Below are 19,999 nucleotides of genomic sequence, written 5' to 3' on the forward strand. Positions count from 1 at the left end.
TAAACAATAAAAAATATAAAAAATATTTTGACAAACTTAAATTTTTTTAGTATATATTATAGCATATTTTATTTACAAAAAAACGGAAAACTTCAATATGGAAAATATTAATGACGCTTTAGATTATATATACTCTTTTATGAATAAAAAAAATCTTCATAAAAAAAATAATAATCATATAAGCAATGTAGAAAATATTTTAAATATATTAGGCTATAAACAAAACTTCAAAATAATACACATTACAGGCACTAAAGGAAAAGGTTCTACTACTTTGAGTTTGGCTCATATTCTTAGTGCATGCAATTACAAAACAGGTGCTTTTATATCTCCGCACATCATAAACGAAAGAGAGAGAATATCTATTAATGATGAATGGATTAGCGAGAATGATTTTATTTCTATAGTAAAAAAGATAAAGAATGTAATAGAAGAAAATAAGCTTGATGAGAGCATAACTGTTTTTGAGTTTTTTACTATAATAGGGCTTTATTACTTTTTTATTAACAAAGTGGATTATGCTTGTATAGAGGTTGGTATTGGCGGGAGGTTTGACTGTACTAATATTGTAGACTCTTCAATTAGTATATTAACTTCTATTTCTTATGACCATGTTGATATATTAGGAAACACCATAGAAGAGATAACTTATCAAAAGGCCGGCATTATAAAAAATAATTCTATAGTAATATCAGCAATGCAAGAGAAGAACTCTATTGAAATAATAGAAAATGTGTCAAAAGAAAAAAATAGCACACTATATACATTTGGTAAAGATTTTTATTCTAATATCATAAAAAACACAAGTGAAATATTAGAGTTTGATTATATAGAAAAAGAAAATAAATATCATTTTACAACCACACTTTTAGGGGAACATCAAAGCGAAAATATAGCATTATCATTCAAGGCTTTTACACTATTAGAAAGCAAAAAAGAAAACAAAAAAGAAAATATAAAAAAAGCAATAGACTCACTTCGTAATTTTAATATAAAGGCGAGATTAACTTTTATAGAGAGAAATCCAGACATTATAGTAGACGGTGCTCATAATGCCAAATCATTAAGCAGAATATTAAAGACTATTTATAAATGGTATGACAGTGTGGTGATATTATTTGCTCCTATAAGCGAAAAAGATGTAGGCGGAATGTGTGAGGTATTAAAAGAAAACAAAGACATAATTATAATAAGTTCTACGAAATCAAAATATAAAGACTCTGACAGCTTTAAGACTTATGAATATTTAAAAGAAAAAGAGAATGTGTATCATATAGAGAGTTTTGACTTGGCGGTAGAAGAGATGAAGAAGATATCTAAGGAGAAAAATATACCAGCGTTGGTGATAGGTTCGCTTTACAGTGCGAGCGACTATATAATTTCACAAGATGAGTGAAGTTATATTGTAATTTTTTTATAAATTATAATTATCAACTTTTTTGTCGCTCTCGCTATGCGGACTTCGTCAAAAAGTTGCAAAAAACGCAATTGTTTTGCTATGTATTTTTGGGATACGTAAATCTAAAAGAATATATATTTTGTCTATACATAAAAAGCTATAATTTATTGAATGCAGTTATTCGCGAAGCGTATCCGAAGGATATAAGGTTCTTTTATACCAATACCGAGTAGGTGCCTATCGGCAAAAGAACTGGGGGTACTGCACGGTGTGTGCTTCGCAAGGGGCTAGTCCTTGCAAATAATAAAACTCAAAAAAATCTCTATACCTTTTTGTTATAAATAATTATAAAACATAAGTATTTGATATAATTCTATAATAATTTAAACTACTGCTTAGGTCTTGACATTGGAGCATACTCTAATGCTATAATTAAAACAAAAAAGACTATGGGGTAAATTATGACAATAGCTGAGGTAAGCAAAAAGACAGATTTATCAACCGACACTTTGAGGTATTATGAGAGAATAGGGCTTATACCAGAAGTCGAGAGAACCGAAAGCGGCATACGAAATTATACTGATTATGATATAGGCTGGATAGAGTTTGCTAAATGTATGCGAAGTGCCGGAATGGGTATAGAGTCATTGATAGAATATATAAAACTCTACAACAAAGGCGATGCTACAATAGAAGCAAGAAAGCAATTATTATTAGACCAAAGAGATATAATAGAAAGTAAAATTAATGAGCTTAAAGAGACTTTAGAAAAATTAAATTACAAAATAAACAATTATGATACAAAGATAAGGGAATGTGAAAAAAAATTGTCAAAGAGATAATAAATAAAAAAGGATAAAAAATGAAAATACTATTAAGCTTTTTAATTTTTATGATAACAGCATGCAATTCTATTTATGGAGATAGTGCAACCATGAACACTTTAAATAATTATGTTAATTTAAGAATAAACAACAAAGAATACAAGTTAATATTGTATGATAATGACACGGCAAGAGATTTTTTAAAAATGCTTCCTCTCACAATTACAATGAATGATTTAAACAGCAATGAAAAATATTATAATTTAAGTTCAGCACTTACAACAAAAAGCGAAAGGATAGGAAGTATAAAAAGAGGCGACTTTATGTTATACGGCAATAATTGTTTGGTGTTGTTTTATGAAAGTTTTTCAACATCATATAGCTACACGAAAATTGGATATATAGAAAATACAGACGGCTTAAAAGATTCACTTGGAAGAGGAAGCATAGAAATAACTTTTAGTGCGAACTAGTTTTTTGAAAATTAATTAAAAAAAATAAGTTCATAAAAGAGGTTCATAAAGAGGATTTTTAAAGGAGTTTTGTATGAAAAAAGTAAAATTAAGTAATGGGCTTGAAATGCCTATACTAGGTTTTGGTGTTTTTCAAATACCAGATTATGAGGAATGTAAAAAGTCGGTATTGGATGCAATTGAGGCAGGATACAGATTAATAGATACAGCATCAGCATACAACAATGAAAAAGCGGTAGGAGACGCCATAAAAGAAAGCGGAGTTGATAGAAAAGAATTATTTATCACCACAAAATTATGGATAAGCGACAGCGGCTATGATAATGCTAAAAAGGCTTTTGAAGTTTCTATGAATAAGCTTAATTTAGATTATTTGGATTTATATTTGATACATCAGCCTTTTGGGGATTATTACGGCTCTTGGAGGGCTATGGAAGATTTATATAACGAAGAAAAAATTAAAGCTATAGGGGTATGCAATTTTTATCCTGATAGATTATTAGATTTTGTTATGCATAATAAAACGGCTCCTATGGTTAATCAAATTGAAACGCATCCATTCTTTCAAAGGGAAGAAGATAATAAACTTATGAAAGAGTATAATATTCAAATAGAGTCTTGGGGGCCATTTGCTGAGGGCAGGAATAATATGTTTACTAATGAGGTTCTTAAAAAAATAGCAAGTAAACATAATAAAACAGTTGCTCAGGTTATATTAAATTGGCTTATAAAGAGAGATGTTGTTGTGATACCTAAGAGCGTACACAAAGATAGGATTGTAGAAAACTTTAATGTGTTTGATTTTGAGTTGGACGACAATGACATGAAAGAAATATCTAAATTAGACACTAAGCAGAGTTTATTTTTATCGCATACAGATATTGAAACAGTAAAATATTTATGCAATTATAAGATTTAGTAGTTTTATAAAAAATTGTAGTTTAAAATGATTCTTTGAAATATTTGCAGGGCTTTGCCACGCACCCCACTTCTTTTGCGACCGTAGGAAGTGCCTTCGGTATTGCCACAAAGAACCAAAAAGGCTGCATTTTTATTATAAATTTCATAATTTAATTGTACATTAAAATGCATTCCCCCGCACGACTAAGAAGTTATAGTTAAAGCATAGTATTACCGTGCGGCAAGGTGGTACAGCTCGTACGCGGGAAAAAGAACAGAAAAAATTACAGAATGTAAAGTTTTAATATGTATTTAAAAAGTTACTGCTTAATAATACATGAAACTTAAATTTTTATAAAAGGACTAATAATGAAAAATACTTTTATAACTTTATTACTAATTTTTATAATATCACTAAACATAAAAGCAGAGGTCAATAATATGAAAGGCAATTTTAATTTCAATACAAAAACTGTTAAACTAAATAATGGTTATGAAATACCTTTAAATGGAATAGGCACATACAGTTTATTAAATGATGTTTGTTACAACTCTGTGCTTTATGCTTTACAAAATGGGGTGAGATTAATTGACACGGCTTATATATACCGCAATGAAGAGGAGGTGGCAAGAGCTGTGAGAGATTCTAAGATTGATAGAAAAGATATTTTTGTTATTACAAAGCTATATCCTAATCAGTATAATGATGCAAAAAATGCAATAAACGAAGCGTTAAAAAAATTAGGCTATATTGATATGATGCTTCTTCATCACCCAGGAAATAATGATGTTGAAGCGTATAAGGCAATAGAGAAAGCTGTAAAAGAAGGAAAGATAAAATCTATTGGTCTTTCTAATTGGTATATAAAAGAATTAAAAGAGTTCTTGCCAAAAATAAATATTATGCCTGCTTTGGTTCAAAATGAAATACACCCATATTATCAAGATACTGAAGTTGTAGAATATATTCAAAGTTTGGGAATAGCTGTTCAAGCGTGGTATCCATTGGGGGGAAGAGGTCATCAAAGAGAGCTTTTAAATGATAGCGTATTAAAAGAGATAGCTAAAAAGCATAATAAATCTGTTGCTCAAATTATATTAAGATGGCATTTACAGAGGGGAGTGATTGTGATACCCGGTTCAAGCAATAGGGCTCATATAATAGAAAATACAGAATTATATGATTTTGAATTGAGCGATGATGAGATGAGAAAAATATCAGCACTTAACCGCAATGAAAAGCATGACTGGTATTAATTAAAATATTAATTATGTAAACAATGTAAATTATAATAAGGAGTTATTAATATGCAAAAAAGAAAGCTTGGAGATTTGGAAGTTTCAGCTCTTGGTTTAGGATGCATGGGCTATGGTGTAGTGTATGATGAGAATTATGATAAAAAGCAATTAATATCCGTTATACATGAAGCTATTGAATTAGGCATTAATTTTTTTGACACAGCAGAAGCCTATGGTCCATACAAAAACGAGGAGATTGTAGGTGAAGCATTAGAAAAACATAGAGATAAAGTTGTAATAGCTACGAAGTGCGGAATAAAAACTGTAAACGGAAAGCCTGTATTAGACGGCAGAAAAGAGACTATAATATCATCAATAGAAGGTTCATTAAAAAGACTGAAAACTGATTATATTGATTTGTATTATCTTCACAGAGTTGACCCTAACACGCCTATTGAAGAAGCTGCAGACACAATGAAAAAATTAATAAAAGAAGGCAAAATTAAATATTGGGGCATTTCAGAGGCAGGGGCAAACACTATAAAAAAAGCTAATGAAGTATGCAAACTCACAGCCATACAAAGCGAATATTCTATGATTTGGAGAGAACCAGAAAAAGAAATTATACCATTATTAGAAGAATTAAATATTGGTTTTGTGCCTTTCTCTCCATTGGGTAAAGGTTTTTTAACAGGAAAACTTAACAGCGATTTTTCAAAAAATGATTTTAGAAGCTCTATTCCAAGATTTCAAAAAGATAATTTTGATAAGAATAAAGCATTGATTGATATTTTGGAAGAGATTGCTAAAGCCAAAAATGTTTCAAAGGCTCAAATAGCATTAGCTTGGGTGCTTCATCAAAAACCGTTTATAGTGCCTATATTTGGAGCAAGCAAGATAGAGAGATTAAAAGAGAATGCTTATTCTGTTAATGTGGATTTTAGCAAAGAGGAATTAAATAAGATAAATGAAGCTATTTCACAAATAACGATAGAGGGTGATAGGTATCCGAAGGAGCATATGGAGATAGTAGGAAAATAATATAGTTGTTATAAAATTGAAAGCATAAATATATTATAATTTATAATGAGCATTTTATGTTTTTAATATTGTAAAACAATTATTGTATATAAAGTATAAAAATGCAGTCTTTTTGGTTCTTTGTGCCAACAAAAGAACTGGGGTTTTACTCTACGAGTACGCTTCGCAGGGGGGCAAAGCCCCAATTATAAAATATTAAAATAAGAACTATAGGAACTTAAAATGAAAATATTGATAGCTTATTATTCGCATTCAGCAAACACTAAAAAACTTGCTGATACAATAGCAAAAATTATAAAAGAAGAATCACAAAATGTAGAAATAGACTTTTTTAATACAGAGCCAGAGAAAGCATATTCGCCAAACTATAGCACCGTATTAAACGAAGCTAAAAGAGATATAAACAGCGGTTACAAACCAAAATTAAAAAACAGCATAAAGAGCATAGACGATTATGATATTATATTTGCAGGAAGTCCTAATTGGTGGAACACAATGGCTCCTCCGTTAAATACATTTTTGAACAGTTTTGACTTTTCTAATAAAATAATAATGCCTTTCTGTACGCATGGCGGCGGAGGGTGTGGAAGCATTAAAAGAGATATAGAAAAAGAATCAAAGTCTAAAAATGTAGCTAAAATATTAAGCGTATATGGAGGCTCTGCGTCAAGTGCTGAGAGTGAAATAAGAAAATGGGTTAAGGATATATTTTTAAAAATAAAATAATAAAAAGGAGAAAATAAAATGTCTGATTATAAATATCAAAAATCACCAGAAAAAACTTTATTCATAAAAAATGGAGAAGGCAAAAAGTTTAAAGGAGCTAAAGAATATTTTACAGGCGATGTTGAAGTAGAGATTCTCACAGAGCCTAATGAAGATTCTCATTTTTCTGTAGCCTATGTAACATTTGAGGCAGGTGCAAGAACAGCATGGCATACTCACCCTTGCGGACAGCATTTAATAGTAGTTGAAGGAATAGGGCTCACACAAGAAGAGGGCGGAGAAGTTTTAGAGTTTCACAAAGGCGAGGCATTATACTGCCCTAAAGATAAAAAGCATTGGCATGGAGCTTCACCAGATTGCAAAATGAAGCATATTGCTATAACAGGCGACAAAGACGGCAACAATGTAACTTGGTTAGAGCATGTTACTGATGAAGAATATAATGCTTATAAAAAGAATAGATAAGTTTTTATATTTATAAGATTTTTTATTTTATTGTTTGTGGGGCTAGTCCCTGCAAATAATAAAAATAAATAAAGTTGAAATTTTAAGTATATTCTTAAATAACTATATTTTTATATGAGTTTTTTATTCAACTTTTTCCCGCCTTCGCTGTGCGGACTTCGTCAAAGTTGCAAAAAGTGCAAATCTTTTTACTTTATATATTGGAATATGTATAAACTGTAAGATAGTGTCTATATTTTAAGCTAAAAATGCAGTCTTTTTGCTTCTTTGGGCCACCACCGAGTAGGTGCCTAATCGGCAAAAGAAGTGAGGGTGTGTACCCTAAGGGCACACTTCGCAGGGGGCAAAGTCCCCACAAATAATAAAAAAAATCAAAACATAATTCTTTTATATAAACTAATATATTTATAATCTATTTCTTAGCTTGCCCAAAAACACTTTTGATGCCTCTGAAAATATCTGGTTTTTCTTCCATATCACCCTCGATTCTATTTCCAATTTAGGCTTTAATGGAACAAAACAAAGTTCTTCTGAATTGTTTACCAGTTTGTCCATAGTTAAAATATATCCAATACCTGCTTCAGCCATAATGGCCGCATTGTAAATAAGATTGTAAGTTAATATAATATTTAATTTGTCAAAGTCTTTTCCTATCCATTCATCGAACTTTGAAGTTTGTATTTTATTATTAAAAAATATCTTAGGGCACATTATAGGTATACTAAGTAAATCTTTTTTTTCTATAAATTTCTTTTTTGACAGAGGCGAAGTTTTTTTCATTAATATACCGTAAACTTCTTTATATGGTATCTCCAAGCATTCATATTTGGAAGAGTCAAAATTGCCTATCACAACGCCGAAATCCAAAAGCCCTTTATCGAGTTTTTCTGTAATCTCTGAATATGCACCGCTGTGTATATGATAAATTATATTAGGGTATTCATCTCTCATATTTTTTATAACATCAGCAATAAGTTTAACATAATAAGTTTCAGCACTTCCTATATGAATGTCGCCTGCTATAACATCATCAGAAGATTTAAACTCTTTTTTAGTTTTCTCCATCAAGTCAATAATCTCTTCTGCTCTTTTTTTTAGAAGCATTCCGTCTGCTGTGAGTTTTATTGTGTAGTTGCTTCTAATAAACAATTTCTTTCCTATTTCTTTTTCTAAGTTGGATATTTGTCTTGATAGGTTAGGCTGGGTTAGATTAAGAGAGTTTGCTGCTTTAGTGATGCTACCTTCTCTTGCCGAAATTAGAAAATATTTCAAAGCTTTTATGTCCATTATAGTACCTCATAGATTTATAGATGTATTTTTAAGTTTTTTATTTGTGGTGGCTTTGCCCCCTGCGAAGCGTGCCCTTAGGGTACACGCCCCCAGTTCTTTTGCCGCCGCAAAGAACCAAAAAGGCTGCATTTTTATAAATCAATTTTTAAATATAGCCGAATTTTTATGAATTGTACTATATTTAAAAGATATAATGTAGTAGTATTTGCGTTTTTTGCAACTTTTTTGTGCGGCAAAAAAGTTGATAATACATCTATAAAAATAGATAAATTTATAAAATATATTTACCTTACTTTTATACTAACATATTACAAATTTTTATCAATGCCTTTTAGTTATAATTGATTATAAGACATAAATATTTAATATAGTTGCGTTAAATAATTATCAGTATAACTTTTAATGAATGGAGAATTGAATATAAAAATTAATAAACTTAAAAAATATATTAAAAAAATAAATTGGCATACCTTTTTTAAGATATACCAATTTTTTAATTACATTGAAATTGTTTATGATTTTATAAAATTTAAATAATTAAATATTCAATCCCATATTGTATGCGTCTTGCATAAATTTTTTATCATTGATTTCGCCTTTATTCCAAACACTATGTGCTAATATAATTCCTTTCTCTCTCACATCTTCTAAACAATCCAAAAATCCCCTAAAGCCGTCAATAGTTCTAAGCATTTCTTTTTCATCTTCAGTAGCAGCAGTTGCAATAAAATAAAAATCTTTGTTTTTAATCTCTAAATATTTAGTAACGCATCTGTCTATAAAAGTTTTCATTTGGGCATTCATTGTATAAAAGTAAACAGGTGTAGCCATTACTATTACATCAGCCTCAAGCATTTTGTCTAAAATGTCTTTCATATCATCTTTTTGTACGCAAGGCTTATTATTTTTATAGCAAGTTCCGCAATCTTCGCAGTAATTAATTTTTTTGTCTTTTAAAAATATCTTTTCTCCATTATGTCCAGCTTCTTTAGCACCTCTTAAAAACTCATCGCATAATGTATCAGAATTGCCTCCTCTTCTTGGGCTGGATGATATTATTAATACTTTTTTACTCATTTTATAACCTCTTATTTATTTTTATTAATTATATTATAGCATTAGAGTATGCTCCAATGTCAAACGATTTAGAAAGTTTTTTATATTTTTTATTTAATAAAAGGTTTATATTTTGATTAACTATTACAAAATCTGTGTAATGCTTTTTAGTTATAATTAATTATAAGACATAAGTATTTGATATATTTCTCTTTCTAATTAAAATAAAATTAATCATGATGCTTATATAGGAGGCAAGAATATGAGAAAAATTATTATAACTTTTTTTATAGGATTATTCACTATGAACGCTTTCGCACAAACTACTAAAATAAAATTAACTTTTGAAGGCAATGAAATATATGCTCTAATCAACAATTCAAAAGCAGGAAACGATTTTTTATCTCTTCTTCCTTTAAGCGTTAAAGCAGAAGATTTTAACAGCACAGAAAAAATATTTTATTTAAGCAAGAAATTAAATACTCAAAATGAACTAGACGGCATAAACCCAAAAGCAGGCGATATCACCTATTATGCTCCTTGGGGAAACATTGCTATATTTTATAAAAATTTCAGATACTCAAATAATTTAATTTATTTAGGCAAGTTTGAAAATACTTCAGATATAGAAAAACTTTCAAATATGAAAGGCAATTTTGATATACGTATCGAAAGAGTGAATTAAGTGAATTGAAAAAATAAAAAGGAGAATAATCACTTATGAACGTTAAAGAGTTTTTAGAAAATTATAAAAATGGAAAAGAGATAAATATGTTTTCTGAAGAGTTTCAGATTATATATAACAAAATGCAAGAGACAGAAAAATTATTATGGCAGTATAACAACACTTTTCAAAGCTACAAAAATAACAGAGATATATTAAACAAAATATTTGAAACTAATTTAGATGAATCTGTAATTATAATGCCAAGCTTTCATATAGATATAGGAAATGTTGAGTTTGGAAAGAATGTATTTATAAATAAGAATTGCACCATTATGGATATTGGAGGCGTTGTTATAGAAGATAATGTGCAGATAGCACATAATGTAAGTATAATAACTCCTAATCATGATTATAATAACAGAAATATATTAATTCCAAAGCGAATAGTAATAAAGAAAAATGTATGGATAGGAACAGCTGCTATTATACTTCCTGGTGTAACTATAGGAGAAAACTCAATAGTTGCTGCAGGTGCTGTTGTAAATAAGGATGTGCCAAGCAATACAATTGTAGGAGGCAATCCTGCCAAAGTGATAAAGGAAATAAAAGAATAACAGAATAATATTTATAAAAAATGGAGACATTATGAATTGTATAAAGTTAAATAATAATGTTGAAATGCCTATTCTAGGGTTTGGAGTATACAGAGTAGAAGATTATGAGGAATGCAAAAAAGCATGTCTTTATGCCATTGAAGCAGGATACAGACATATAGACACAGCATCAATATATCTTAATGAAAAAGCTGTTGGAGATGCCATAAAAGAAAGCGGAATCAACAGAAAAGAAATGTTTATCACCACCAAATTATGGATACAGGATGCTAATTATGATAAGGCAAAGAAAGCATTTCAAATATCTATGGAAAAATTAGGATTGGACTATTTGGATTTATACTTAATTCACATGCCTTTCGGTAATTATTATGCTGCTTGGAAGGCAATGGAAGAATTGTATGAAGCAGGACGCATAAGGGCTATAGGCTGCTGCAACTTCTATAAAGATAGATTAATTGATTTTGTAACCCATAGTAAAATAACACCTGCAATTAATCAAATAGAAACTCATCCGTTTTTTCAAAGATGGGAAGAGCAAAACTTAATGAAAGAATATAATATTACATTAGAATCTTGGGGACCTTTGGCAGAAGGAAAAAATAATATTTTCAATAATGAAATATTAAAAACTATAGGCAAAAAATATAATAAAACTATAGCTCAAGTTATTTTAAGGTGGCTTACTCAAAGAAATATACCTATTATTCCAAAGAGTATACACAAAGAGAGAATAATAGAAAACTCTAAAATATTCGATTTCACATTAGATGATAATGATATGAATATTATAAAAACTTTAGATAATAATAAAAACATAATATTTCTTAATGATGATGCTGACTTTATAAAGCAATTATTAAAATTGAAATATTAAAAAAATTAAGGAGGTTATTAATGAAAAAAACTTTAAAAACTATTTTATCTTTATCTATTCTAATAATAGTATTTTCATGCATAGCAAATTCACAAAGTAAAGGAGAAAGTTTAACTATGACAGAAAAAGCAAAAACTAAATACAATGAATTACTCAAAAGAGATGCCAGCTTAACTAAACCTAATGACCCAGATTTAGAAAGCATATTTAATAATTTTGTTTATGGAGAAGTTTATAATCATGGAACATTGGATCCTAAATTAAGAGAGCTTGTAACATTAGTTTCTCTAACAGCATCACAAGGCACTGATATGATAAAACCTCATGTAGAAACAGCTTTGAATATTGGAGTTAGTCCTATAGAGATAAAAGAAGCATTATATCAATGTTCGCCTTATGTAGGATTTCCGAGGGTATTTGCTGCATTAGAAAAAGCAAATGAAGTTTTTAAAGAAAAAAATATTTCACTTCCTATAGAATCTCAATCAACAGTTACAGAAGGTACAAGATTTGATAAGGGGTTAGAAACACAGGTAAGCATATTCGGAGATGCGATACTTGCTGCACATTCAAATGCCGCACCTAATCAAAAGCATATACAGAATTTTTTATCGGCTAATTGTTTTGGGGATTTTTACACAAGAAAAGGTTTAGATTTAAAAACAAGAGAGTTATTGACATTTATAATGATAATATCTTTAGGCGGAGCAGAACCTCAAGCGACAGCACATGCGAATGCAAATATTAAGATGGGAAACAGTAAAGATATGATGCTTGAAGCAGTAACACAATGTTTGCCTTATATAGGCTACCCAAGAACCTTGAACGCCATAACAATAATTAATAATATAGAATAATTATAATATTATATTTGCTTTATAATTGGTGATAATAATATTTGTTATCATCAAAGACATTGTAATAATAAATGCAGTCTTTTTGCTTCTTTGGGTCACCAAAAGAAGTAGGGGTTCGGGGACTAGTCCCCGAAAATAATAAAAACATAAAAACTTTAATATAAGTTAAAAAATTTAATTCTATTAAAAGCAGTATTTTTATTTTAATTATTTGTGGTGGCTTTGCCCCCACGCCCCCAGTTCTTTTATTGGTATAAAAGAACCTTATATCCTTCGGATACGCTTCGCGAAGAACTGCATTTAACGAAATTAATAAAGAGTGTGCAAAAAAAAACTTTATAATACACCAAATATATGAATTGATAAAATATCATCATAATATTACAAGGAGAATTTAAATGATGAAAATAATTAAAACAATGTTAATGTCATTGCTTATTTCAAGTACATTATTAATCGGAGGCTTAAACGCTCAAAGCTCAAAAACTTTAATAGTATATTTCTCTTGGGGCGGAAATACCAGAACCGCTGCCAATATGATTAAAAACCTCACTCAAGCAGATATGTTTGAAATAAAAACCGTTGAACCATATCCAAGTTCTTATAATGATACTGTAAATCAGGCAAGAAAAGAACAAAATGATGATTTTTTACCAAAGTTGAGTGCTAATATAAATAATTTGTCAAGCTACGACACTATAATATTATGTTACCCTAATTGGTGGGGCACTATTCCGCAGGCAGTAAAACAATTATTATTAACTCATGATTTCAGCGGTAAAAAAATTGCTCCTTTATGTACTCATGGCGGAAGCAGAATGGGAAGAAGCGTTACTGATATAAAAAAATTATGTGCTAATTCTACTATATTAGAGGGTTTGAGTGTATCTGGAGAAAGCGTTAATAGCTCAGAAAATAATATAAAAACATGGCTTCAAAATATTAATATACTATAAAACTTTTATATTTACTTACTGCTTATTATAATTAATAGGCAGTAGCAAATAAAAAATATTTTAAGGATTATATAATGAAAAAATTCTTATTAGTGTTTTCAATAATATTATTAAGCATATCATGCAATAATTCTAATGATATGCAAAATAAAATTATTATAGATAAACAAGGAAGTTTTACATTTGGCGGTAAAGTATTATCTGCAAATGGAGAATTTGAAAAAGATACTTTATTTCCAAGTTCAAACGGACAAACATATCATAGCGATCATGGATATGCATTTTATCAAATACCTGTTAATGCTAAAAAGTACCCTATAGTATTTTTACATGGAGGAGGACAATCTGCTAAAAGTTTTGAAACTACTCCAGACGGCAGAGAAGGTTTTCAAAATATTTTCTTAAAAAAAGGATATAGTGTATATTTGGTAGATCAGCCAAGGAGAGGAAGAGCTGGAAGAAGTTCTGTGCCTATAACTATTAATCCTACTCCTGATGAACAGTCTTTATTTAATTGGTTTAGAATAGGTTCTTGGCCTCATTTTTTTGACAATGTGCAATTTAAAAATGATGAAGAGACTTTAACTCAATACTTTCAGCAAGTTACTCCTAATACAGGCAGTTTTGATGAGGAAGTAGTATCTGATAGTTTGTCTGCATTATTTGATAGAATAGGAGAAGGAATTTTACTAGCACATTCTCAAGGAGCTGGTCCTGCATTCTTTACAGCAATAAAAAATAAAAATGTTAAGGCATTAGTATTGTATGAGGCAGGCGGATGCAGTTTGCCTTTTCCTGAAAATACTTCACCTACTAATATTACTATGCCTGCATATTTTCCTATAAAAGAAATTCCTGAAAATGATTTCAAAAAATTAGCAAGCATACCTATAGTAATTTATTATGGAGATAATATACCAAAAGAAAAATCTGATAATCCTTATTTGGAAGAATGGAGATTAAGAGTTGAATTAGTAAAAAAATTGGAAGAAACTTTAAAATCTTATAATGCTGATGTTAATGTTGTAATTCTTCCAGAAATTGGAATATATGGAAATACTCATTTTCCTTTTTCAGATTTAAATAACTTAGAAATAGCAGACTTACTTGAAAAATACTTAAAAGAAAAAAAATTAGAATAAAATAATATTAAAAAGGATTTATAAATGAAATACGTAAAATTAAATAATGGTTTGGAAATGCCTATTTTAGGTTTTGGAGTTTATCAAATTCAAGATTATAATGAATGTAAAAAAGCAGTATTAAATGCCATTGAAACAGGATACAGATTAATAGACACAGCAGCCTCATATAAAAATGAAAAAGCTGTTGGAGATGCCATAAAAGAAAGCGGTATAAACAGAAAAGAATTATTTATAACAACAAAATTATGGATACAAAAAAACGGTTATGAAGATACTAAAAAAGCATTTAATAATTCTCTTGAAAAACTTCAATTAGATTATTTGGATTTATATTTAATACATCAGCCTTTCGGTGATTATTACGGAGAATGGAGATGTATGGAAGAGTTATACAAAAACGGAAAAATTAAAGCTATTGGAGTATGTAATTTCTTTGCTGACAGATTGGTTGATTTAATAATGCATAATGAGATAGTACCTGCTGTAAATCAAGTAGAAGTAAATCCATTTTATCAAAAAAATGATTATCAAACTATTATGAATGAATATAATGTACAAATGCAGTCTTGGGCTCCTTTTGCTGAAGGAAGAAATAATATGTTTACTAATGAAGTATTATCAAGCATAGCTAAAAAATATAATAAATCTATAGCTCAAATAATTTTAAATTGGCTTGTAAAAAGAAATATAGTAGTAATACCTAAAACTGTTAGAAAAGAAAGAATGGAAGAAAACTTTAATATTTTTGATTTTGAATTAGATGAGAGTGATATAAAATTAATTTCATCTATTGATAAAAATGAAAGTTCTTTTTTCTCTCATCAAGATTATAAAATGGTAAAACTTTTATCAGAAAGGGTTCTTGAATAATTTAATAAATATAAGGAGAATATATAATGAAAAAAGATGTTTTTGTTTTAGCAGGGGCAGGCTCCATTGGAATAGCCATAGCAAGAAGAGTTGGAATTGGAAAGCATATCGTACTTGCTGATTTTAATATAGAAAATGCTGAAAGAGAATCACAAATATTATATAATGCAGGGTTTGAAACTTCTGTATTTGAAGCTGATATTTCTTCAAGAGAATCAATTTTAAAACTTATAGATTTTTCAAAAGGCTTGGGAAAAATAAAATATTTTGTTAATGCTGCAGGCGTTTCACCATCTCAGGCGTCTATTAAAGATATTTTAAAAGTTGATTTATATGGAACAGCGGTGCTTCTTGAAGAGTTCGGCAAGGTGATAGAAGAGGGAGGAAGCGGAGTAATAATATCTTCACAGTCTGGTTATCGTTTGGGCTCTCTCACAGATGAAGAAAATAGAATACTTGCTACCACTCCAACAGAACAATTATTATCTTTGCCAATACTTGAAAAAGCTTCAGACACATTAAAAGCCTATCAGTTATCAAAAAGATGCAACTGTCTTAGGGTGATGTATGAATCTGGAAATTGGGGCAAGAGGGGAGCAAGATTAAACTCAATAAGCCCTGGCATAATAATAACACCATTAGCGAACGATGAATTAAACGGACCAAGGGGAGCGATGTATAAAAGAATGCTTGAGCTTTGTCCTTCTAAAAGGGCAGGCACTCCGGACGATGTTGCTAATGTTGCTGAATTATTAATGACAGATAGAGGCTCATTTATTTCTGGAAGCGATTTTCTTATGGACGGAGGCGTAACAGCATCTTGGTGGTATGGAGAATTATCAGAGGGTAAATAAAGTTTTTTTAAAATTCTAAAAATTATTAAGGAGTGTGTTGATGAATGTGTTTATAAAAAAAATAGTGTTTATTCTTTTATCAATAATTATGTTATCTTGCGGTAACGATACTCAAAAAAAAGATTATATAGTTGATAGTTTAGAAAGTTCACAAAACGTTAATGCTCTAAATATTAACGGCACTCAAAACAAAATATTAATAGCATATTTCACATGGTCAGACAACACAGTAGTAGAAAATCCTGATTCTATTGACATAGATGCTGAAACTTCTGCAAGCGTGTTATCGCCAGGTAATGCTGAGTTAATTGCTAATTGGATAGCGGAAAAGACAGGAGGAGATTTATTTAGCATAAAGACACAAAACAAATATTCAAGCGATTATGATGAATGTTTGAACCAGGCAAGAAAAGAAAGAGATAATAATGAAAGACCAGCATTAGTAGGCAGAGTGAACAACATCGATGATTATGATGTTATATTTTTAGGCTTTCCAAACTGGTGGTATACATGCCCAATGGCAGTTTTTACATTTGTTGAAAGCTATGATTTATCAGGCAAAACAATAATACCATTTTGCACACATGGCACAGGAGGACTTTCAAGAACAATAAGAGATTTAAAAAAATTACTTCCAGAAAATTGCGAAGTGTTAGAGGCTATAGGGGTGTATAGACCAGGAGTAAAGAACTCAAGGAATAAAGTTTTGGATTGGCTAAGGAAGCTTGGCTATTAAAGTTGATAGATGTTTTTATATTATAAAATATAATAGATATAAAATAATACTTAGATTTAAGAATGCAGTCCTTTTGCTTCTTTGGGTCACCAAAAGAAGTAGGGGTTCGGGGACTAGTCCCCGAAAATAATAAAAACATAAAAACTTTAATATAAGTTAAAAAATTAAGTATATTTAAAGTAGTATTTTTTTTCAATTATCTGTGGTGGCTTTGCCCCCTGCGAAGCGTGCCCTTATAGGGTACACACCCCCAGTTCTTTTGCGACCGAAGGGAGTCCTTCAGGGCGACCGTAGGAAGTGCCTTCGGTATTGCCACAAAGAACCAAAAAGGCTGCATTTAATAAAGTATAGCTTTTTATGATATACAAAATATAGATACTATTTTATATATTCCCAAATATAAAGCTAAAACACTCGCACTTTAAATAATTAAACTATGTGAAACTATTAAACAGCAAACTCGTTTAAGGAGAAGCTTCGATGAAAAAAATAATTAAAATTACAGTAGACATAATAATGACGCTGCTCTTCTTTGTTTTAATGGCATATCACTTTACAGGTGATGCCGTGCATGAATATTTGGGCTTTATGCTTTTTATATTCTTTATACTTCATCATATACTCAATTTCAATTGGTATAAAAATATTTATAAAGGCAAATACAATTTTAACAGAATATTAAACACTTTTATTAACACTATGCTTTTTTTGTGTATGGCGGGACTCATGATTAGCGGAATACTATTTTCTCAAAGAGTCTTAGGTTTTCTTAATATTCACAATAGCGGAATGTTTACAAGACGCCTTCATATGATTTCAAACTCTTGGGCTTTTGTATTTATGTCGGCACATTTGGGAATGCATTGGGGTATGTTTATAAATAGAAAGTTTATTAAAAAACAAATATCTATAATAATAGCTTTATTTGTTTCCATATATGGAGTTGTTTCGTTTATTAAAAGAGGATTATATAATAAAATGTTTCTGCTTGTGGAGTTTGCTTTTTTTGATTATGAAGAGCCTGTGATATTTTTCTTTATGGATTATGTGTCTATTATGGTGCTTTTTATATTTATTACTTCTCTTATGCAAACATTAAATAGTAAATTAAAATAATAAAATAAATATATTTATAAAAAAGAGAGTGTTTTATAGCTCCAATAAAATAATTATTTTTTAGTTTTATTTATATAATGAGCTTGACAAAATAATGTATTTTTGTACAATATAATAAATTTTATAAATGATATTTAAGTTAATAATTTTTTGGAGAGAATATGGCTACTAAGAAGAAAGAAACTACTGAAATAAAAAAAGACGGTAAAAGTGAGGCTATAGAAGCTATTACCGACCAGATAAATAAAAAATACGGTCCTGGCTCTTTTATGAGACTTGGAAGCAATAAAACAGTTAATGTTGATGTTATTTCTACTGGGGCATTAACTTTAGACCACGCTTTAGGAGTGGGAGGAATACCAAGAGGAAGAATCATAGAGATTTACGGGCATGAGGCTTCTGGTAAAACTACACTTACTCTTCACATCATAGCAGAAGCTCAAAAGGCTGGCGGTTATGCTGCTTTTATAGATGCTGAACATGCTCTTGACCCAGTGTATGCGAGTGCTTTGGGGGTTGATATTGACAATTTATATATTTCTCAGCCAAACTCAGGTGAAGAGGCACTTGAAATATTAGAAAAAGTTGTATCTTCTACTGCTTTTGATATTGTTGTTGTGGATTCTGTTGCAGCATTAGTTTCAAAGGCGGAACTTGCTGGGGATATAGGGGACGCTCATATTGCTTTACAGGCTAGACTTATGAGTCATGCTTTGAGAAAACTTACTGCTATAATAAGCAATACTAATACTGCTGTAATATTCATTAACCAATTAAGACAAAATATTGCTACAACTGGTTATGGTGCTGGTCCTACAGAAACTACTACAGGCGGTAAGGCTTTGAAATTCTATTCTTCTGTAAGGCTTGATATTAGAAGAACTGAATGGATTAAAAAAGGCGATGATACTATAGGTCATAAAGTAAAAATAAAAGTTGTTAAAAATAAATTATCTTCACCGTTTAAAGTGGTTAATTTAGAGATAATATTCGGTAAAGGTATATCTTCTGAAGGCCTCTTAATAGATTTAGCAATGGAAGCAAAAATTATCACAAGAAGCGGTGCTTGGTTCTACTACAATGGAGAGCAGATTGCACAGGGTAAAGAGAAGGTGAGAGAATTACTTGCGGCTGACCCTAAAATGCGTATGGAGCTTGAAATACAGATTAGAGAGGCTCTTAATATGGGCGGTGTAGACAAGGTTAAAGAAAAATTAGAAGAGTATCTTGAAAATAAAAATCCTGCTAAAGAAAATGAAAAAGAAGAGAAAAAAGAAGAAGAAAAAGCTTCTAAAAAAGCAGATGATACTGACCTTTTAATGAGTGCCGAAGAGGCTTATAACGAATAAAATAGATAAATAAGAGAAATCGAGAGATAATATGGATTTGGTTATAAGAAAAGCTAATATAGATGATGTATTTTATATAAGCAAACTTCATGCTATATGTTGGAAGCAATCTTATAAGGATATTGTGTCGGAAGATTTTTTAAAAAAGATATATTTAGATGATTGGTGTGAAGAGTTTTCTGAGGGTATAAAGACAAAGACAAGAGAAGTGCATATTGCTTTATTAGACGATAACATCATAGGTGCTATATCCTGCGGTAACAATAGATACAACATAGAAAACTATGGGGAAATAATGTCTTTATATGTTCACCCAGTTTATCAAGGTTCTGGTATAGGAAGTGAATTATTAAATCATTGTATATCATATATGAAAGATAATGGGTATAAAAACTTATGCCTTTATGTTTTTGATAAAAATGAAGAGGCTAAAAGATTTTATCTAAAAAACGGATTTAAAGATTCGGGCAAAAAAAAGATATTAAAGATAGATGATAATAATAATATAGAAGAAGCATTATATATTTATGATAATATATAAATAC

The 19,999-nt window shown here is 29.8% G+C and carries 22 protein-coding genes; 20 read left to right on the plus strand and 2 right to left on the minus strand.

Annotation, left to right across the window (positions count from 1 at the left end; genetic code table 11):
- The first annotated feature begins 97 nt into the window (after positions 1 to 97).
- The 8 genes from R4I97_RS09285 (at position 98) to R4I97_RS09320 (ending at position 7,067) form a co-directional block, all read left to right on the plus strand.
- The gene (locus R4I97_RS09285; RefSeq protein ID WP_335784763.1) at positions 98 to 1,396 is read left to right on the plus strand and encodes a bifunctional folylpolyglutamate synthase/dihydrofolate synthase; all 1,299 of its coding nucleotides are present in this window, start codon (positions 98 to 100) and stop codon (positions 1,394 to 1,396) included.
- Between the two features lie 464 nt (positions 1,397 to 1,860).
- Complete coding sequence (locus R4I97_RS09290) at positions 1,861 to 2,241, plus strand: MerR family transcriptional regulator (protein ID WP_335784764.1); 381 nt, start codon at positions 1,861 to 1,863, stop codon at positions 2,239 to 2,241.
- Between the two features lie 20 nt (positions 2,242 to 2,261).
- On the plus strand, positions 2,262 to 2,696 hold the full coding sequence (locus tag R4I97_RS09295; protein WP_335784765.1) for a cyclophilin-like fold protein: 435 nt from the start codon (positions 2,262 to 2,264) through the stop codon (positions 2,694 to 2,696).
- 73 nt (positions 2,697 to 2,769) lie between these two features.
- Positions 2,770 to 3,615: an aldo/keto reductase gene (locus R4I97_RS09300; protein ID WP_335784766.1), complete on the plus strand. Its 846-nt coding sequence runs from the start codon at positions 2,770 to 2,772 to the stop codon at positions 3,613 to 3,615.
- Positions 3,616 to 3,965: 350 nt separating this feature from the next.
- The gene (locus R4I97_RS09305) at positions 3,966 to 4,853 is read left to right on the plus strand and encodes an aldo/keto reductase (protein ID WP_335784767.1); all 888 of its coding nucleotides are present in this window, start codon (positions 3,966 to 3,968) and stop codon (positions 4,851 to 4,853) included.
- A gap of 51 nt (positions 4,854 to 4,904) precedes the next feature.
- Positions 4,905 to 5,876 (plus strand): aldo/keto reductase, encoded by a 972-nt coding sequence (locus R4I97_RS09310; RefSeq protein WP_335784768.1) that lies wholly within the window; start codon positions 4,905 to 4,907, stop codon positions 5,874 to 5,876.
- A 222-nt stretch (positions 5,877 to 6,098) separates the two neighbouring features.
- Complete coding sequence (locus R4I97_RS09315; protein ID WP_335784769.1) at positions 6,099 to 6,602, plus strand: flavodoxin; 504 nt, start codon at positions 6,099 to 6,101, stop codon at positions 6,600 to 6,602.
- Positions 6,603 to 6,620: 18 nt separating this feature from the next.
- Positions 6,621 to 7,067, plus strand: a complete 447-nt coding sequence (locus R4I97_RS09320; RefSeq protein WP_335784770.1) for a cupin domain-containing protein — start codon at positions 6,621 to 6,623, stop codon at positions 7,065 to 7,067.
- Between the two features lie 405 nt (positions 7,068 to 7,472).
- Here the strand turns inward: R4I97_RS09320 and R4I97_RS09325 are convergent, their stop codons facing one another.
- Together R4I97_RS09325 and R4I97_RS09330 are read right to left on the minus strand one after the other, a co-directional pair.
- Complete coding sequence (locus tag R4I97_RS09325; RefSeq protein ID WP_335784771.1) at positions 7,473 to 8,354, minus strand: LysR family transcriptional regulator; 882 nt, start codon at positions 8,352 to 8,354, stop codon at positions 7,473 to 7,475.
- Between the two features lie 540 nt (positions 8,355 to 8,894).
- On the minus strand, positions 8,895 to 9,434 hold the full coding sequence (locus R4I97_RS09330) for a flavodoxin family protein (protein ID WP_335784772.1): 540 nt from the start codon (positions 9,432 to 9,434) through the stop codon (positions 8,895 to 8,897).
- 241 nt (positions 9,435 to 9,675) lie between these two features.
- Here R4I97_RS09330 and R4I97_RS09335 point away from each other — a divergent pair, with 241 nt between their 5' ends.
- The 12 genes from R4I97_RS09335 to R4I97_RS09390 all read left to right on the plus strand — a co-directional run bounded on the left by R4I97_RS09335 (position 9,676) and on the right by R4I97_RS09390 (position 19,995).
- A complete protein-coding gene (locus R4I97_RS09335; protein ID WP_335784773.1) occupies positions 9,676 to 10,098 on the plus strand; it encodes a cyclophilin-like fold protein in 423 nt (140 codons plus the stop codon).
- Between the two features lie 35 nt (positions 10,099 to 10,133).
- Positions 10,134 to 10,694, plus strand: coding sequence for a sugar O-acetyltransferase (locus R4I97_RS09340; RefSeq protein ID WP_335784774.1), 561 nt, complete (start codon positions 10,134 to 10,136; stop codon positions 10,692 to 10,694).
- Positions 10,695 to 10,725: 31 nt separating this feature from the next.
- Positions 10,726 to 11,571, plus strand: coding sequence for an aldo/keto reductase (locus tag R4I97_RS09345; RefSeq protein WP_335784775.1), 846 nt, complete (start codon positions 10,726 to 10,728; stop codon positions 11,569 to 11,571).
- A gap of 20 nt (positions 11,572 to 11,591) precedes the next feature.
- Positions 11,592 to 12,428: a carboxymuconolactone decarboxylase family protein gene (locus R4I97_RS09350; RefSeq protein WP_335784776.1), complete on the plus strand. Its 837-nt coding sequence runs from the start codon at positions 11,592 to 11,594 to the stop codon at positions 12,426 to 12,428.
- 398 nt (positions 12,429 to 12,826) lie between these two features.
- Positions 12,827 to 13,384, plus strand: a complete 558-nt coding sequence (locus R4I97_RS09355) for a flavodoxin (protein ID WP_335784777.1) — start codon at positions 12,827 to 12,829, stop codon at positions 13,382 to 13,384.
- A gap of 74 nt (positions 13,385 to 13,458) precedes the next feature.
- Positions 13,459 to 14,526, plus strand: coding sequence for an alpha/beta fold hydrolase (locus tag R4I97_RS09360; protein WP_335784778.1), 1,068 nt, complete (start codon positions 13,459 to 13,461; stop codon positions 14,524 to 14,526).
- 24 nt (positions 14,527 to 14,550) lie between these two features.
- Positions 14,551 to 15,399: an aldo/keto reductase gene (locus R4I97_RS09365; RefSeq protein WP_335784779.1), complete on the plus strand. Its 849-nt coding sequence runs from the start codon at positions 14,551 to 14,553 to the stop codon at positions 15,397 to 15,399.
- A 26-nt stretch (positions 15,400 to 15,425) separates the two neighbouring features.
- A complete protein-coding gene (locus tag R4I97_RS09370; RefSeq protein WP_335784780.1) occupies positions 15,426 to 16,253 on the plus strand; it encodes an SDR family oxidoreductase in 828 nt (275 codons plus the stop codon).
- Positions 16,254 to 16,293: 40 nt separating this feature from the next.
- A complete protein-coding gene (locus R4I97_RS09375) occupies positions 16,294 to 16,989 on the plus strand; it encodes a flavodoxin (protein WP_335784781.1) in 696 nt (231 codons plus the stop codon).
- Positions 16,990 to 17,469: 480 nt separating this feature from the next.
- Entirely contained in the window at positions 17,470 to 18,105 is a 636-nt protein-coding gene (locus R4I97_RS09380; RefSeq protein WP_335784782.1) for a DUF4405 domain-containing protein, read from the plus strand.
- Between the two features lie 161 nt (positions 18,106 to 18,266).
- Positions 18,267 to 19,454: a recombinase RecA gene (gene recA / locus R4I97_RS09385; protein ID WP_335784783.1), complete on the plus strand. Its 1,188-nt coding sequence runs from the start codon at positions 18,267 to 18,269 to the stop codon at positions 19,452 to 19,454.
- Positions 19,455 to 19,485: 31 nt separating this feature from the next.
- Positions 19,486 to 19,995 carry a GNAT family N-acetyltransferase gene (locus R4I97_RS09390; protein ID WP_335784784.1) on the plus strand — a complete coding sequence of 170 codons (510 nt, stop codon included), beginning with the start codon at positions 19,486 to 19,488 and terminating at the stop codon, positions 19,993 to 19,995.
- Positions 19,996 to 19,999: the final 4 nt, after the last annotated feature.

Origin of the sequence: Brachyspira pilosicoli (genome assembly GCF_036997485.1) — a bacterium.
Lineage (GTDB): Bacteria > Spirochaetota > Brachyspiria > Brachyspirales > Brachyspiraceae > Brachyspira > Brachyspira pilosicoli_C.

Excerpts from the sequence above, each read along its gene's own strand:
- R4I97_RS09285 (WP_335784763.1), top strand. The coding sequence starts at position 98 with ATGGAAAATATTAATGACGCTTTAGATTATATATACTCTTTTATGAAT.
- R4I97_RS09290 (WP_335784764.1), top strand. The coding sequence starts at position 1,861 with ATGACAATAGCTGAGGTAAGCAAAAAGACAGATTTATCAACCGACACT.
- R4I97_RS09295 (WP_335784765.1), top strand. The coding sequence starts at position 2,262 with ATGAAAATACTATTAAGCTTTTTAATTTTTATGATAACAGCATGCAAT.
- R4I97_RS09300 (WP_335784766.1), top strand. The coding sequence starts at position 2,770 with ATGAAAAAAGTAAAATTAAGTAATGGGCTTGAAATGCCTATACTAGGT.
- R4I97_RS09305 (WP_335784767.1), top strand. The coding sequence starts at position 3,966 with ATGAAAAATACTTTTATAACTTTATTACTAATTTTTATAATATCACTA.
- R4I97_RS09310 (WP_335784768.1), top strand. The coding sequence starts at position 4,905 with ATGCAAAAAAGAAAGCTTGGAGATTTGGAAGTTTCAGCTCTTGGTTTA.
- R4I97_RS09315 (WP_335784769.1), top strand. The coding sequence starts at position 6,099 with ATGAAAATATTGATAGCTTATTATTCGCATTCAGCAAACACTAAAAAA.
- R4I97_RS09320 (WP_335784770.1), top strand. The coding sequence starts at position 6,621 with ATGTCTGATTATAAATATCAAAAATCACCAGAAAAAACTTTATTCATA.
- R4I97_RS09325 (WP_335784771.1), bottom strand. The coding sequence starts at position 8,354 with ATGGACATAAAAGCTTTGAAATATTTTCTAATTTCGGCAAGAGAAGGT.
- R4I97_RS09330 (WP_335784772.1), bottom strand. The coding sequence starts at position 9,434 with ATGAGTAAAAAAGTATTAATAATATCATCCAGCCCAAGAAGAGGAGGC.
- R4I97_RS09335 (WP_335784773.1), top strand. The coding sequence starts at position 9,676 with ATGAGAAAAATTATTATAACTTTTTTTATAGGATTATTCACTATGAAC.
- R4I97_RS09340 (WP_335784774.1), top strand. The coding sequence starts at position 10,134 with ATGAACGTTAAAGAGTTTTTAGAAAATTATAAAAATGGAAAAGAGATA.
- R4I97_RS09345 (WP_335784775.1), top strand. The coding sequence starts at position 10,726 with ATGAATTGTATAAAGTTAAATAATAATGTTGAAATGCCTATTCTAGGG.
- R4I97_RS09350 (WP_335784776.1), top strand. The coding sequence starts at position 11,592 with ATGAAAAAAACTTTAAAAACTATTTTATCTTTATCTATTCTAATAATA.
- R4I97_RS09355 (WP_335784777.1), top strand. The coding sequence starts at position 12,827 with ATGATGAAAATAATTAAAACAATGTTAATGTCATTGCTTATTTCAAGT.
- R4I97_RS09360 (WP_335784778.1), top strand. The coding sequence starts at position 13,459 with ATGAAAAAATTCTTATTAGTGTTTTCAATAATATTATTAAGCATATCA.
- R4I97_RS09365 (WP_335784779.1), top strand. The coding sequence starts at position 14,551 with ATGAAATACGTAAAATTAAATAATGGTTTGGAAATGCCTATTTTAGGT.
- R4I97_RS09370 (WP_335784780.1), top strand. The coding sequence starts at position 15,426 with ATGAAAAAAGATGTTTTTGTTTTAGCAGGGGCAGGCTCCATTGGAATA.
- R4I97_RS09375 (WP_335784781.1), top strand. The coding sequence starts at position 16,294 with ATGAATGTGTTTATAAAAAAAATAGTGTTTATTCTTTTATCAATAATT.
- R4I97_RS09380 (WP_335784782.1), top strand. The coding sequence starts at position 17,470 with ATGAAAAAAATAATTAAAATTACAGTAGACATAATAATGACGCTGCTC.
- recA (WP_335784783.1), top strand. The coding sequence starts at position 18,267 with ATGGCTACTAAGAAGAAAGAAACTACTGAAATAAAAAAAGACGGTAAA.
- R4I97_RS09390 (WP_335784784.1), top strand. The coding sequence starts at position 19,486 with ATGGATTTGGTTATAAGAAAAGCTAATATAGATGATGTATTTTATATA.